This window comes from Barnesiella sp. B2-R-119 (assembly GCF_023656675.1).
GTDB classification, from domain to species: Bacteria; Bacteroidota; Bacteroidia; order Bacteroidales; family Barnesiellaceae; genus Barnesiella; species Barnesiella intestinihominis.
Window position 1 is genome coordinate 492545 of record NZ_JAMOKL010000003.1, and the last position, 14516, is coordinate 507060.

The window sequence follows — 14516 nt, forward strand, 5'->3', positions numbered from 1 at the left end:
ACGTAAAACGATCGTCCCATGCAAATCAGTAACGATTGGTTCGTCGCCGAAACAGAATTTGAAAACAAGTCTTTTATCATACGAGGGAGACTATTTCTCGATGCCATCAGGCAATCGGGAAAATTCGCCACACGTATCGCTCTCGTATGGGAATATCAGGGCGATGAAAAAGGCATGCCCACCGAAAAAGAGACGCAAGCGCTCGATAGCCTCAACGAGAAACTGCGCGATATATTGGAAGAGAAAGAAATCGCAATACTAACCGCCATTCATATAGGAGGGAAAACCGCCCGTTATGAATATTACGGAATCTCAGCCGAAAAATTCTCCATCGTCTTGAACGAGACTTTCAGCGAATACCCGCCGCTGCCGATAAAAATTGGAGCGGAAAGCGACCCCGAATGGAACAACTACATCGAAACGATTCAACAATTCGCCATGCAGCCATGAGTTACAAACGTAAACGTATTACCGTAAAAATAGGGAGTAACGTTCTTGCTCGTCCAGACGGTACGCTAGACATCACCCGCATGTCGGCTCTCACCGACCAAATCGCCGAGCTGCACAAAGCCGGAGTCGAAATTATTGTCATATCGTCGGGAGCTGTGGCATCGGGCCGCAGCGAATTGAAGATACACCGCAAGCTCGACGCAGTTTCTGCCAGACAATTATTCTCGGCTGTGGGGCAAGCCAAACTCATCAATCGTTATTACGAGCTATTCAGGGAACACAATATAGCTTGCGGCCAAGTGCTCACGACCAAAGAAAATTTTTCGACCCGGCGACAGTACCTCACACAAAAACAATGTATGGAGGTTATGCTTGAAAACAAGGTTATCCCTATCGTCAACGAGAACGACACGATCTCGGTTACCGAGTTGATGTTCACCGACAACGACGAACTGTCGGGGCTCATCTCTGCCATGATGGACTCCGAAACCCTCGTCATTCTCAGCAATATCGACGGTATTTACAACGGGGCTCCGGGACAAGCGGGCAGTAAAGTCATACCGGAAATTCACCCCGGTCAAGAACTGTCGCAATACATACAGTCGGGGAAATCCTCTTTCGGGCGGGGCGGTATGCTTACCAAATGCAACATCGCCCGTAAGGTGGCGGACGAAGGTATAGAAGTCATCATCGCCAACGGCAAGAAAGAAAATATCTTGCCCGATCTTTTACGGGAAAACAGCTCGGCGATTTGCACGCGATTCATTCCCTCTGCCAACCCCATATCGAGCATTAAACGTTGGATCGCCCACTCCGAGGGATTCGCCAAAGGAGAATTACATATCAATGCCGGAGCCGTGAAAGCGATACACTCGCAACAAGCCGTCAGTATATTGCCGGTCGGAGTCACCCGTATCGAAGGAGACTTCGAAAAGGACGACATTGTCCGCATCATCGATCCCGATGGAAATTCCATAGGAGTAGGCCGCATTGCGTTCGACAGCGAAACAGCCCGAGAATTTATCGGACATCAGGGTGCGAAACCTTTCGTCCACTACGATTATCTCTATCTCGACTAACTTTAACGATTCCGATACAACTATACTCGAAAAAAAAGATTACTTTTGCTTTACACACATTATGAGCTATGACCGCCGATGTATCACATATTTTCGAAAACGCACGAGTCGCTGCCCGCAAATTGAATCTCGTCGATACCGAGACTATCGATAAAATACTTCTTGCCGTTGCCGACGAAGCCGAGAAAGAAGTCGATTACATCTTGCAGGAAAACTGTCGGGACTTGGCTCTTATGCCGAAGACAGACCCCAAATACGACCGGTTAATGCTCTCGCGGGAGCGAATTTTAGGAATAACCTCCGATATGAGAAAGGTAGCAGGGCTTCCCTCTCCATTGGGCAGAATATTGGCTTCATTCGACAGGCCCAACGGCATGCGCATCGAAAAAGTATCTGTACCGTTCGGAGTCATCGGCATTATCTACGAAGCCCGTCCCAATGTAACCTTCGACGTTTTTTCTCTTTGCTTGAAATCGGGGAATGTCTGTATTTTGAAGGGAGGTAGTGATGCCCAATATTCCAACAACGCTATTATCAACATTATCAACAAGGTGTTGATAAGTTACGGAATAAACTCTAACACAGCGACTTTACTACCTAACGACCACCGCTTTACCGACAAGTTATTAACCGCCGTGGGACAAGTCGACCTTATCATTCCAAGAGGCAGCAGTCGATTGATAAATTATGTACGCGAACATGCGCTTGTACCGGTTATCGAAACCGGAGCCGGGATATGCCACACCTATTTCGACAGTGACGGAGATTTGGAAAAAGGCCGCAATATCGTGTTCAATGCCAAAACCCGTCGGGTGAGCGTATGCAATGCGCTCGACTGTCTGATTATTCACAAGGAGAGATTATCCGACCTTGCAAGCCTCTGCAAGCCGTTGTCCGAAAAAAACGTACTCATATACGCCGACCCGAAAGCCTATGGCGCACTTGCGGGGAAATATCCGGAATCGCTCTTGCAGCCAGCGACCGACGATAGTTTCGGGACGGAATTTCTGGATTATAAGATGGCCGTCAAAACCGTCAACTCCTTTGAAGAGGCTTTGGCTCACATAGCTCGCTATTCCTCGAAACACAGCGAAAGTATAATCACCGAAAACGAATCTCACAAACAGCGCTTCGCTCACGAAGTCGATGCCGCATGCGTATACACCAACGTGTCTACCGCATTCACCGACGGAGGACAATTCGGATTCGGGGCAGAAATAGGTATCAGCACACAGAAACTGCATGCAAGAGGTCCTATGGCTCTACCCGAGCTAACGACTTATAAATATATTATTTCCGGTAACGGACAAACCCGTCAATAAAACATTATGAGACATTTCACTAACGTACACGACCTCGGAGATTTAAAAGCTGCTGTTAAAGAAGCTCTCGAAGTAAAATCCAATCGGTTTGCCTACAAACACTTGGGGCAGGATAAAACCTTGATGATGATTTTCTTCAATTCCAGCCTCCGTACTCGCCTAAGTACACAAAAGGCAGCTATGAATTTAGGCATGAATGTCATAGTTTTAGATGTCAATCAAGGAGCTTGGAAATTAGAGACCGAACGAGGTGTAGTCATGGACGGGGATAAACCGGAGCATTTACTCGAAGCTATACCGGTCATGGGGTGTTACTGCGACGTGATAGGCGTGCGTTCTTTCGCCCGGTTCGAAAGCAAAAGCGACGACTATGAAGAAAAAATTCTCAATCAGTTCATTCGATATTCAGGCCGACCGGTATTCAGCATGGAAGCAGCTATACGGCATCCATTGCAAAGTTTCGCCGACCTCATCACCATCGAAGAACATAAAAAAACCGAACGCCCCAAAGTAGTCCTCACATGGGCCCCTCACCCGAAGGCTCTACCTCAGGCCGTACCTAATTCTTTTGCCGAATGGATTAACCAAACCGATTACGAATTTGTCATTACCCACCCAGAGGGGTATGAATTAGCCCCTCAGTTCGTAGGCAATGCCCATGTGGAATATGACCAGCGAAGAGCTTTCGAGGGGGCAGACTTCATCTACGCCAAGAACTGGGCAGCCTATGCCGACCCACATTACGGACAAGTCATCAGCACAGACCGGGCATGGACGGTAGATAGCGAAAAAATGGCTTTGACCAATAACGCTTTTTTCATGCACTGTCTTCCGGTACGTCGCAACATGATTGTTTCGGACGATGTTATCGAAAGTCCGCAATCATTGGTAATCCCCGAAGCCGCCAATCGGGAAATCTCGGCACAAGTCGTACTGAAACGTATTCTTGAATCCCTCTAATTCTATACTTATGAAACGGCTTTTGACTTTCTTTCTGATATGTTTCTCATTCGTCGAATATACCCGGGCAGAAGATATTATCGACTATAAGTACTGGGACGAAGGGAAATTGACATGGGACGATTTCCAAGATACTCTCAGTCTCAAAGGAGTACCCTCGGCTTTTAACGCTTTTCTGAGAATTGAAAAAACAGAAAAACGAGATGGCAATACCCGCACGATTCGTCCCGAAGCGCAAGCCTGTTTCGACAAACGTCATTCTTTCGCCGACCGGCAAATACAAAACGAGAACTTACTGCGGTTGTTCCAGCTGAAATACGATTTGCTTGAAATGTATCGGCGAAGACTACAAACCGAATTAAATCTCGGAGTGGTGGGTATTGCCGCCGACAATCGCACTCGGCAATACATGGACCTATACACAGAAAAAAGCAAAAAAGCAGAACAAGAAACCGAAAACGGACAGAACGAGATAAAGCTGCAAGAATGGGAGTTCTACGTAACCAAAGAACTGATCGAAAACCCGGCTCCGTCCATTCCTCGAATCTCTCCGCGGCGATTCGGTTACGGATTCTATTTAGGAACCGGCGCCTCCTTCCCGGTCGGAAGCATCGCCGACTATTGGGCCCCTGCTTGGCAAATCAATGTCGGATTCGATTTAGCTTATGCCAATACGCATCTGCTCTGCGACTTTTCTGCCGGAACAGCCCGTACCCGTCAGGAAATTACAGTTTCCAACGGACAAATCAAGGATACATGGCTTCGAAACGGACATAACACCTATACTTCTATATCCTTAGGTATAGGACAACAACTCATCTCCACCAAGTATTTCGCCCTTATGCCTTATGTCGGGTGTATATGGTCGGGATACTCCGATCAAGCAAAAATTCAAGAAGGGAGAAACGAAAGAACGACATTGTCCTACACGAATTTTAATTGGACGGCCGGAATCTGTTTCGACTACCGGTTCTCCACGACAATATCCTTAGTTCCTTCATTCTGGCGCGGTCATCGTGAAATATTTACCGCATCGATTCGTACAAAGCTATTTATCAATCGGGAGCAATACAAAAATTTCAACGCCATAGAAGGAAACATGATAAGAGGCTGTAAGCTGGGATTCTCGGTCGCTTGCCTCGGATTCAGCAGATTACTGCAAATCAAATAAAACTACATTTACGACATGAAACAATATCTCGACCTCTTACAACACGTGCTCGACCACGGCATCCTTAAAGAAGATCGCACAGGGACAGGCACTCACAGTGTCTTCGGCTATCAAATGCGTTTCGACCTGCAAAACGGATTCCCGCTCCTCACCACGAAGAAACTGCATTTGAAATCGATTATCCACGAACTGTTGTGGTTCCTTAAAGGCGACACCAACGTGAAATATTTGCAAGCAAACGGAGTCCGCATTTGGAACGAATGGGCCGACGAGAATGGCGACTTAGGGCATATCTACGGATATCAATGGCGCTCGTGGCCCGATTATGACGGCGGACATATCGACCAAATAAAAGAGGCTATCGACACCATACAAAACAATCCCGACTCACGTCGCATCATTGTCAGTGCATGGAATGTGGCAGACCTACCCCAAATGAACCTACCTCCTTGCCATGCTTTTTTCCAGTTCTATGTAGCGAACGGCAAACTCAGTTTGCAACTATATCAACGCAGTGCGGATATTTTTCTCGGAGTGCCTTTCAATATCGCCTCTTATGCACTATTACTCATGATGGTCGCACAAGTGACCGGGCTCGAAGCCGGAGATTTCGTCCACACACTCGGAGATGCCCATATTTACAACAACCATATCGAGCAAGTGCGGGAACAGCTTTCTCGCGAACCGCGAGCCCTGCCTACAATGAAACTGAACCCCAATGTAAAAAGCATCTTCGATTTCAAATACGAAGACTTTGAATTGACGGATTATAACCCTCACCCCCATATCGCAGGAAAAGTAGCCGTATAAGTATGAGTAAAATAGCATTAATCGCAGCCGTTGCCGAAAAAGGAGCCATTGGCCGGGACCAACAACTGTTATGCCACTTGCCCAACGACTTGAAACATTTCAAAACACTCACGTCGGGACATACCGTCGTCATGGGGCGAAAGACTTTCGAATCATTACCCAACGGCGCTTTACCTAACCGCAAGAATATCGTCTTGACACATAACACGGCACTATCGTGGCCGAATGTAACTGTCGTCCATACGCTTGACGAAATACCGATACAAGACACGACAGAAGACGAAATTTTCATTATGGGGGGAGCGACACTATACAACGAAACCATCAAGATAGCCGACACGCTGTATATCACACACATTCACCATACATTCGACGACGCCGACACATTCTTCCCGACCATAAACCCATCGGAGTGGGAAATCGCAAATTCGCAAGAAATGCCGGCCGACGAGAAACACGCTTATCCTTATACATTTGTAACCTATACCAGAAGACGGATAGAAAACCGGGAACCTTCCGACAAATAACCGGGTCAATCCCTATCGATCTGCGTCACATTCCCGTCATTGTCGAATTCCAATTCTACGAGAGGTGCCGTGTTCAACTCCACTTCATATCCCCAATCGTAACGAGCCGCTTCGACAATTCCGGCAGTAGGATACTGTGTAGCGACATAAGTCAACAAATTACCCGGCAAAATATCTATTTGTAAAGCCGACGGCAACACTTGCAAGTTTCCATCTACCTTTTGCCACCCGCCGTCCTTATAGAATTTCAATTCGAATCCGTTACTCAACCAAACTTTGTAACGGGGCTCTTCATTCTTCTTTTCGGCCTTAACTACCTTTACATCGGAAAAATAAGTACTAACAAATTGATGAACAGAATCAGGCAAGTATTGATAGTCCACCCGTTCGTCCTCATCACAGGCACTCAATCCGGCAAGCCCTGCGAACAAAATAAAACTCCACAAAAACGTTTTCATAATCTCCCATTTTAATTTTTATCTTATAACAACATCGTTTGGCAATAGGTCGATTCCTTACAAAATTTAAATAGAATCATGTTACATATAAAATAAGCGAATCAGAATGTAACACTTTTGTAATACAAATCCAACATATTGCTATAAAAACCGGAAATCACAAAAATAATGTTAAATATAATCGTTTTTATTGGGTATTTTGTTTGTATATAAAATTATATGCGTACATTTGCAATGTGTTTTTCATGGTATTAGAATTAAGGTTAACAAAGATTGGTTGTCGTGATGACAATCAATTTTTTCATTTTAAACTGTTCCGTTTTTCATCTATACTTACTCTCATATAAATTCAGTAGAAAATTCGTAGGATAGAATCTTGAATTTTAGGTACATTTGTAACCAAAATCCAACCTTACTGCAATGAAAAAAGCATTATTATCCATCGCACTATCGGCATTTGTTTTTTCACTGATAGCGGGAACAGGACTTTCGGCCGATTCCCCGTTAACCGTATCGCAAGCTCTTGCCAAGAAGAATGACCGGAAATCCTATTATGTAAATGGATATATAGTCGGGGAATACAGAGACTACTCCAACAATAAACACTTCTACAACATCGCACCGCCCTTCGATGGAACCTCGGCCTACCTCATCGCCGACGAAATCGATGAAATCGATTTAAGCAAGATGATGCCCGTACAAATCAAGGACTATGTCGATTCGTACAATTTAGATGAAAATCCACAATATTGGCGCAAGCAACTGACCATAAAAGGAACGTTAACCGATTACTTCACCCTGCCGGGAATCAAGAATCTCACAGATTGGATAGCACCCGGCGAAAATGTCACAGACGAAACGAAATACTGGAACTTTTATGAAACTTTTGAAACGAAAAAAGCCTATACTCCCAACAACTCTTTAATGTATGGAGGAGGAATCTATGCCAGTGCCGAAACATGCCGATGGAAATTCGTAGGCGCTACATACGGAGACAGCTCCAACGATATGAAATGGGATAATGCAGCAGCCCACCTACGCCTCACCGAATCGACCTCCGGCGAACCCGGATACATCTACATGCTCGAAGATAAAAGCAACGGAATCGGGTACATACGCTTATGGGCTGCCCGATACAAAGATGATAAAGGTTCTGGTTCCTTCGGTGTATACATATCCGATGACAAAGGAAAAACTTGGGAACCCGTTCAAACCGGTATTCCAATCAAAAAAGAATTGACCGAATACCAATTCAAAGTAATGCGTCCGGGAGACCTACGAATAAAAATAGGTAAAACCGAGAGCTCGATGACCGGAATAGACATTGACAATATCCACATCAGCGACTATTATACGGAATCGTCCGTTGAAAACATATTGTCTCCGACAAATATACGAATATGGAGTTCGAAAGGTCATCTTTATTTCGACACAGAAATGCCCGAACAAATCGACATCTACCTGATAAACGGCACACTCGTTAAGACTGAACATATAATCGGGAGCGGCAACATAGCCCTACCTGCCGGATTCTATATAGTCTCGATAAAAAACACCGTTACGAAAATTATCGTACAATAAATAAAAAGTAGTAGAAGCCATTAGTATATAATTTAATTGGTACACTCCAAAAAGTCCTAAATATAATTCTCCTTATTTTAACCATCAACAGATAAAAGAGAAAGAGGGAATATTTTGAAAATGGGTAGAGCAGCCAGAAGTCTTTCCATCTCTCTTTATCTCTACAATTTGCCACAATAAAAAAGCCGTATCGAATGATACGGCTTTTTCTTATCAAAAATTTATCGTTATTCCTCATTAAGAGTAATTCTCTTACAAGCAACAGCTGTAAGTTCTTTGTTGCTTGAATGAAGATACTGTTGAATAGTTTGCTTGGGATCTTTCACAAAAGCTTGTTCAAGTAAACAAACTTCTTGATAGAATTTGTTCAGACGACCCTGAGCAATCTTATCGAGCATTTCCTCTTTCTTACCCTCTTGACGAGCCTTATCTTTTGCGATTTCAAGTTCTTTTTCTACCACATCGGCCGGAACTTCATCACGAGAAACAGCGATAGGGCTCATAGCAGCAGCCTGCATAGCCACATCGTGAGCTACCTGATAATCGGTATCGGCAAGGTTAAAACCTACAATCGTAGCCAATTTATTCCCCGGGTGAATATAAGCGGTGGTATAAGGAGCCGAAATAGCTTCGTAGTAACCGAGCTCCATCTTTTCTCCGGTTTTACCGATTTCATCGACAATCAAGTTAGCGACGGGAGTACCATTGACAACCAAAGCCTTTACGGTTTCAAGATCGGTAGCTTTTGCCTCGATGGCAGCATCGAGAATAGATTTAGTCAAGGCTACGAAAGAATCGTTCTTAGCAACGAAATCCGTTTCGCACTTCAAAGCTACGATAGCAGCGAAATCGCCTTTGGCAGCAGCCAAAACGCAACCTTCCGAAGCTTCGCGGTCTTCGCGTTTAGCAGCGACAGCTTGACCTTTTTTACGAATAATTTCTTTTGCAGCTTCGATATCACCGTTAGTCTCGGTCAAAGCATTCTTACAATCCATCATGCCGGCTCCCGTAAGTTTACGTAGCTTGCTGATTTCAGCCATTGTAACAGCCATATACTTAATCTCCTATTTTTATAATTAGAAACGAACAAAGAGTGAAGTCAAAGAAAAGGCTCCACTCTTTGTCTTTGATTATTTTTTATTCTTCTACTTCTTTAACTTCAGCGGCAGGAGCTTCGTCTGTTATTTCGGCAACCTCTGCATCTTCGGCTTTCTTGCGAGAGATACGAGTTTTACGTTCTTTCTTAACAGGAGCATCCTCACCCTCGGCAGGAGCATCAACTTTTTCAGCCTTACGTTCTTCCAAACCTTCGGCAATAGCACCGCATACAGCATCGAGAACCACTTCGATGGATTTCGAAGCATCGTCATTAGCCGGAATAACGAAATCTACATCGTTCGGATTCGAGTTGGTATCTACCATAGCAAATACGGGAATACCCAAACGATTGGCCTCGCGCACGGCAATATGTTCTTTCAAAACATCGACAACGAACAAAGCGGAAGGCAGACGATTCAAATCGGCAATACTACCCAAAGTCTTTTCCAACTTGGCACGTTGGCGAGAGATTTGCAATTTTTCACGCTTAGACAAATTGTCAAACGTTCCGTCCTTTTCCATTTTATCGATGGTAGACATTTTCTTCACAGCCTTACGAATCGTAGGGAAGTTAGTCAACATACCACCCGGCCAACGCTCGATAACATATGGCATATTCACAGCAGAAGCCTTGTCGGCGACAACTTGTTTGGCTTGTTTCTTAGTAGCGACGAACAGAATTTTTTTACCCGATTTAGCGATTGATTTCAATGCAGCTGCGGCTTCGTCGATCTTTGCTACGGTTTTATACAAGTCGATAATGTGGATACCGTTACGCTCCATGAAAATATAAGGAGCCATAGCAGGATTCCATTTTCTTTTCAAGTGTCCGAAATGAACACCGGCTTCCAATAACTGGTCAAAATTAGTAATAGACATTTTTTCTTTGTTTAATTTGTTTACATTCTACTTACACAACCACAAGGTAGTTCCCTATGAAAAGAAAAGTCCTTGCGGTTTGGATACTAAACACAAATATATCTTCGGCCTCAGGCCGTCGCATATTAACGTTTACTGAACTGGAATCTCTTACGAGCTTTGGGACGTCCCGGTTTCTTACGTTCAACGGTACGCGGGTCACGAGTCATGAAGCCCTCCGATTTCAGAGCAGGTTTATCCTCGGGATTGATTTTTACCAATGCGCGGGCAATCGCTAAACGAAGAGCCTCGGCCTGTCCTTTGAAACCACCGCCATTCAGATTCACTTTAATATCATACTTTTCTGCAACGCCCAATTTTTCAAGCGGTTGCTTTACAATGTATTGAAGTATTGAAGAGGGGAAATAAACAGCCAACTCTCTTTTGTTTATCGTAACTACACCCGAACCTTCGCAAACAAATACTCGTGCTACTGCGGCTTTACGTCTGCCTAATGCATTAACTACTTCCATATTACTTATTTAAGGGTGTTAATATCTATTGTTTTAGGGGTTTGTGCAGCATGTGGATGCTCGCTTCCTCCATAAATATAAACGTTTCTCAACAATTGAGCGCCCAATTTATTTTTAGGGAGCATACCTTTCAGTACACGTTTGAATAATCTCGATTCTCCTTTTTTCATCAAATCGGCAGGAGACAATTCTCTTTGACCACCGGGATAACCTGTAAAGTTCAAATAAACCCGATCCGTCCATTTTTTCCCCGTTAATTGCACCTTATCGGCATTGATAATAATTACATTATCGCCACAATCCACATGAGGAGTATAGCACGGTTTGTATTTACCACGCAATATTTTAGCAACTTTTGCACACATACGGCCCAAAACTTGATCGGTTGCATCAACCACAACCCATTCTTTTTTAACGGTCGCTTTGTTTGCAGAAATGGTCTTATAACTTAAAGTATCCACTGCTTATTCTTTTAATTATTAAATACTTGACATATACATAGCATTCATGCTTCCGGCCAAAGAAGACATGACTACTATTCAAATTTTCTCAAATTTGGGTAATAATCGGATTGCAAAGGTACGCTTTTTATTTGAAAAACAAAAGATTTCGATTTTTCTTTTACAGATTTAAACAAAAAAATCGGCCCGGAAAACCGGGCCGATCTATTATCAGGAAGTATTTATTTCACCAGAACTTTCGTTGTTCTACTCCCGACTTTCACAATATAGAATCCGGGTAATAGATCATATTGGTTTTCTCCTACCCCGACAGAATCTTCCAATACCGACATTCCCGAAATAGAATAAATCTCTATCTTAGAAGGAACCTCGGCTTGCACATACAACTTTCCATCTATGGCATAAACCTTAGCACCAGATACAGAGAGTGAATTTACCCCCGAAGGGATATATTCCACGATCTGCCGGTCCGAAAATTCCGATTCGACCAAATCATCGCCCAGCAAACGATAGGCCGATACCTCATAACCATATTTATACTGTCCGCATTGTAATCCAGTAAAGGAGTACGAAATAGTTTCGGGGTCCCTCACAATAACACTGTTTTCCAATCTGGACACCTGAGCACCCGCTTTCAACTTTTGTTTAACGACAATATTATCGATAAAGAAAAGAGCACCGCCATCGGTAGCGAAACGGAGGCAATCTTTTTCAATACCGTTTTTCATTTCCACCGTAAATGTTTTAGATTCCGATTTCTCGAAAGTCAGTGTTTTAGTATCGTTTTCAGAGTAGATATATAAATCGGTCCAACCACTCGAAACCTTTGCCCATGCTGTTACTGTCACTTCGAATACGGTATCGTTATTCAGCACCAGTTCGGGCGTTTGAAGAGTCGCCTGCCAACCATACCCTCCAAGCATACCGTTTGCCAAACGAAGTCCGCCGCTAAATAACCAATTGGGCAACAAAGTATATTCATCTAGAATCACAAGAGAACTCGACTCAAACTCGTCTGGATTTTCTGGTGTAGCCAAAGTCGTTACTTTCGAAAAATCTTCTTCCAAAACGACATATTCTTCGTCTTCTCTTGCCGTATAAACACTATAATTATTCACTCTATACCCCTCGGCCTTAGGTGTTTTTTCCCAATGAGCCGTGTATGACGATTCTGTTACATCGGTAGCGGCAGCCACAACAGGAGCGACCAATCCTATTACAGCGATTTCGTCAGATGGTTCAGACTGCACTCCATTTTCCGAAGAAGCCTTTACATAATAATAGTAATCCAAATTCTCGTCTAAGCCTTCCACGGCATAAGACGTCACACTCCCTACATTCTTATCTTCGAAAACATATATATTTTCTCTGACAGGCATACAACTGTAAGAAATATCATCGATAGCGACACGTCCGTTATTCTTCTGTTCGAACCATATCTTTACCCGATAACAATCGGACGGTAGAGAAGAGGTAAGATCGATATAGCGCCCCGTTTGAAGCGAAGAAGCAAAAGAATAACCCAAGTCCTTCCACTCTACTCCATTAAAATATTCAGCATGAATTTTCGAGCTATTTCCAGAAAGCATAGTTTTACCCCAAAACGAAAAGCTATCCATAGGATCATCTTCCAATGGAGTTACGATAGAGTCTCCCGTAGCATCAAATGCCAATGCAACCGAAGCAGAATTGTAATTGCCGTCATCTGTATACACATGACGAGTCCCATGAGTAACGACATCGACAACCCAACCTTCGGGATATTGAGGATTATCAGAGCTAATCAACGAGTCGGTACAATTAACGGTATCGAAAGTCTCCTTCACTGTTTTCGGGGCCTTCCCATCAGGGAATCGTTTACTATACACGCTCAATAAATAGTCTTTGGCTCGCTCACTGCTTTCCCAATGAGCCGTAAACCCCTCCCGAGTGAGATCAGTCGCTTCCAACGATTTAGGCGTAGGAATAATTTCTTTTATCCGAACAATCTTTATATCATCAATTAAAACTTTGTCTTCATCACCAGCAGAAAACTGAATAAAACAACGGTCAAAAGTACCTTTTTTAAACTCTCCCGTATAGGTTTGCCAGTCAGTGGTAAGTGTATGTGCATAAGAATCGATAGTGTTATAACCTTCACCCATCACTACATTTATTTTCGATTGATCCCCCTCTTGCAGACGAGCTCGAAAAGAATAAGTAATCACCCCCGAATAATCCCCCTTAGGAGTATTCAAATAACCACCTTCATAGAAATAATAATTATATACAGGAGCTATCGCACAAATTCCCCCAGCCTGAAAAATACCCATACCAGACCAGCCCGCTTGTTGGGTATATTGGGCATCGATTGCGCCAGTACTTTCATCTGCCAAATCCTGCTCCGTAGGAGCTGTTTCAGCCCCCTCGACAAATTTGGAAAAATCCTCGTTAATCAATACGACCGGCGTCGATTCCGAAACAACGATCGCCGACACATTCACAGTTAATAAAACTACGAATAAAATACAAAGTAAACCTCTTTTCATAAACTAAAATTTATAGTGAATTTTGGATTTTTCAAAAAACAAATCGAAGAGCACGGATATAACCCAAAGCTCATCTACACTAAAACGAGAGGTTACAAATGTAAATATTATAAATAATAAACAAAATACAACATATCCATTTTCAAAAAATCTATATATTAGATATTATCAAAGGGTTATGAACCGAAAATCAGGGGTATGGAGTGGCGTCGGGGACGACGGGGAGAGCTCTCAGGAACGGGAGTTTCTTCGGTGGAGTGAAAAGAGAGGTTTAACGCCCTTTTGTTACATCGTTTTAACAAACGAGATAATTGTATTCGCCTTTCTCCTCTGCCGTGTTACGGGACACGGTAAAGGAGGAGGGTAATACTTTCTTATATATCGTGTTTGTCCTTCTCTCCTGTTCAGCATTCCGGTACAGGGGTGGGGTTTAATCCGCTAACGATGAGGTGAAACGATTCCGGTTAGGTTGAACTTCTCCGTCTTTTGGATAGGAGCGGGGGTTGCGAGTCCTATATACAAAAAGAGAAAGCCGAAGGGGTTCCCCTCTCCGGCTTTCTCTCCTATAAGTTGGCGGCTACCTACTCTCCCACTTGCGCAGTACCATCGGCGTGGCGGGGCTTAACTTCTCTGTTCGGAATGGGTAGAGGTGGATCCCCCGCGCTGTAACCGCCTGAATG

General features: G+C 43.7%; 14 protein-coding genes and 1 rRNA gene. 8 read left to right on the top strand and 7 right to left on the bottom strand.

The window, feature by feature from the left end; all coding sequences use genetic code 11:
- Positions 1–18 precede the first annotated feature (18 nt).
- The 7 genes from NBH06_RS08370 (at position 19) to NBH06_RS08400 (ending at position 6319) form a co-directional block, all read left to right on the top strand.
- Positions 19–450 (top strand): DUF695 domain-containing protein, encoded by a 432-nt coding sequence (locus NBH06_RS08370; RefSeq protein ID WP_008862814.1) that lies wholly within the window; start codon positions 19–21, stop codon positions 448–450.
- Positions 447–1529 carry a glutamate 5-kinase gene (gene proB, locus NBH06_RS08375; protein WP_250793775.1) on the top strand — a complete coding sequence of 361 codons (1083 nt, stop codon included), beginning with the start codon at positions 447–449 and terminating at the stop codon, positions 1527–1529. Before NBH06_RS08370 ends, proB begins: the two co-directional genes overlap by 4 nt.
- A gap of 68 nt (positions 1530–1597) precedes the next feature.
- Positions 1598–2851 (top strand): glutamate-5-semialdehyde dehydrogenase, encoded by a 1254-nt coding sequence (locus NBH06_RS08380; RefSeq protein WP_250793744.1) that lies wholly within the window; start codon positions 1598–1600, stop codon positions 2849–2851.
- 6 nt (positions 2852–2857) lie between these two features.
- Positions 2858–3811 carry an N-acetylornithine carbamoyltransferase gene (locus NBH06_RS08385; RefSeq protein ID WP_250793746.1) on the top strand — a complete coding sequence of 318 codons (954 nt, stop codon included), beginning with the start codon at positions 2858–2860 and terminating at the stop codon, positions 3809–3811.
- 10 nt (positions 3812–3821) lie between these two features.
- Positions 3822–4982 carry a hypothetical protein gene (locus NBH06_RS08390; RefSeq protein WP_250793748.1) on the top strand — a complete coding sequence of 387 codons (1161 nt, stop codon included), beginning with the start codon at positions 3822–3824 and terminating at the stop codon, positions 4980–4982.
- Positions 4983–4997: 15 nt separating this feature from the next.
- Positions 4998–5792, top strand: coding sequence for a thymidylate synthase (locus NBH06_RS08395; protein ID WP_250793750.1), 795 nt, complete (start codon positions 4998–5000; stop codon positions 5790–5792).
- A 2-nt stretch (positions 5793–5794) separates the two neighbouring features.
- On the top strand, positions 5795–6319 hold the full coding sequence (locus NBH06_RS08400; RefSeq protein ID WP_008862820.1) for a dihydrofolate reductase: 525 nt from the start codon (positions 5795–5797) through the stop codon (positions 6317–6319).
- 5 nt (positions 6320–6324) lie between these two features.
- On the opposite strand, the gene NBH06_RS08405 is transcribed toward NBH06_RS08400, so the two are convergent.
- Positions 6325–6777 (bottom strand): PepSY-like domain-containing protein, encoded by a 453-nt coding sequence (locus tag NBH06_RS08405; RefSeq protein WP_250793752.1) that lies wholly within the window; start codon positions 6775–6777, stop codon positions 6325–6327.
- Between the two features lie 420 nt (positions 6778–7197).
- Here NBH06_RS08405 and NBH06_RS08410 point away from each other — a divergent pair, with 420 nt between their 5' ends.
- Complete coding sequence (locus NBH06_RS08410) at positions 7198–8358, top strand: DUF6359 domain-containing protein (RefSeq protein ID WP_250793754.1); 1161 nt, start codon at positions 7198–7200, stop codon at positions 8356–8358.
- 227 nt (positions 8359–8585) lie between these two features.
- On the opposite strand, the gene tsf is transcribed toward NBH06_RS08410, so the two are convergent.
- The 6 genes from tsf to rrf all read right to left on the bottom strand — a co-directional run bounded on the left by tsf (position 8586) and on the right by rrf (position 14513).
- Positions 8586–9410 (bottom strand): translation elongation factor Ts, encoded by an 825-nt coding sequence (tsf, locus tag NBH06_RS08415; protein ID WP_008862823.1) that lies wholly within the window; start codon positions 9408–9410, stop codon positions 8586–8588.
- Positions 9411–9495: 85 nt separating this feature from the next.
- A complete protein-coding gene (gene rpsB, locus NBH06_RS08420; protein WP_008862824.1) occupies positions 9496–10335 on the bottom strand; it encodes a 30S ribosomal protein S2 in 840 nt (279 codons plus the stop codon).
- Between the two features lie 125 nt (positions 10336–10460).
- On the bottom strand, positions 10461–10847 hold the full coding sequence (rpsI, locus tag NBH06_RS08425) for a 30S ribosomal protein S9 (protein ID WP_008862825.1): 387 nt from the start codon (positions 10845–10847) through the stop codon (positions 10461–10463).
- Between the two features lie 5 nt (positions 10848–10852).
- A complete protein-coding gene (gene rplM, locus NBH06_RS08430) occupies positions 10853–11308 on the bottom strand; it encodes a 50S ribosomal protein L13 (RefSeq protein WP_008862826.1) in 456 nt (151 codons plus the stop codon).
- 221 nt (positions 11309–11529) lie between these two features.
- Positions 11530–13836: a T9SS type A sorting domain-containing protein gene (locus NBH06_RS08435; protein ID WP_250793756.1), complete on the bottom strand. Its 2307-nt coding sequence runs from the start codon at positions 13834–13836 to the stop codon at positions 11530–11532.
- A 568-nt stretch (positions 13837–14404) separates the two neighbouring features.
- Positions 14405–14513: ribosomal RNA gene (gene rrf, locus NBH06_RS08440) — 5S ribosomal RNA — on the bottom strand.
- Positions 14514–14516: the final 3 nt, after the last annotated feature.

Coding starts and splice junctions, on each gene's coding strand:
- rpsI (WP_008862825.1), bottom strand. CDS start 10,847: ATGGAAGTAGTTAATGCATTAGGCAGACGTAAAGCCGCAGTAGCACGA.
- NBH06_RS08370 (WP_008862814.1), top strand. CDS start 19: ATGCAAATCAGTAACGATTGGTTCGTCGCCGAAACAGAATTTGAAAAC.
- tsf (WP_008862823.1), bottom strand. CDS start 9,410: ATGGCTGTTACAATGGCTGAAATCAGCAAGCTACGTAAACTTACGGGA.
- rpsB (WP_008862824.1), bottom strand. CDS start 10,335: ATGTCTATTACTAATTTTGACCAGTTATTGGAAGCCGGTGTTCATTTC.
- NBH06_RS08380 (WP_250793744.1), top strand. CDS start 1,598: ATGACCGCCGATGTATCACATATTTTCGAAAACGCACGAGTCGCTGCC.
- NBH06_RS08395 (WP_250793750.1), top strand. CDS start 4,998: ATGAAACAATATCTCGACCTCTTACAACACGTGCTCGACCACGGCATC.
- NBH06_RS08410 (WP_250793754.1), top strand. CDS start 7,198: ATGAAAAAAGCATTATTATCCATCGCACTATCGGCATTTGTTTTTTCA.
- NBH06_RS08400 (WP_008862820.1), top strand. CDS start 5,795: ATGAGTAAAATAGCATTAATCGCAGCCGTTGCCGAAAAAGGAGCCATT.
- proB (WP_250793775.1), top strand. CDS start 447: ATGAGTTACAAACGTAAACGTATTACCGTAAAAATAGGGAGTAACGTT.
- NBH06_RS08405 (WP_250793752.1), bottom strand. CDS start 6,777: ATGAAAACGTTTTTGTGGAGTTTTATTTTGTTCGCAGGGCTTGCCGGA.
- NBH06_RS08390 (WP_250793748.1), top strand. CDS start 3,822: ATGAAACGGCTTTTGACTTTCTTTCTGATATGTTTCTCATTCGTCGAA.
- NBH06_RS08435 (WP_250793756.1), bottom strand. CDS start 13,836: ATGAAAAGAGGTTTACTTTGTATTTTATTCGTAGTTTTATTAACTGTG.
- NBH06_RS08385 (WP_250793746.1), top strand. CDS start 2,858: ATGAGACATTTCACTAACGTACACGACCTCGGAGATTTAAAAGCTGCT.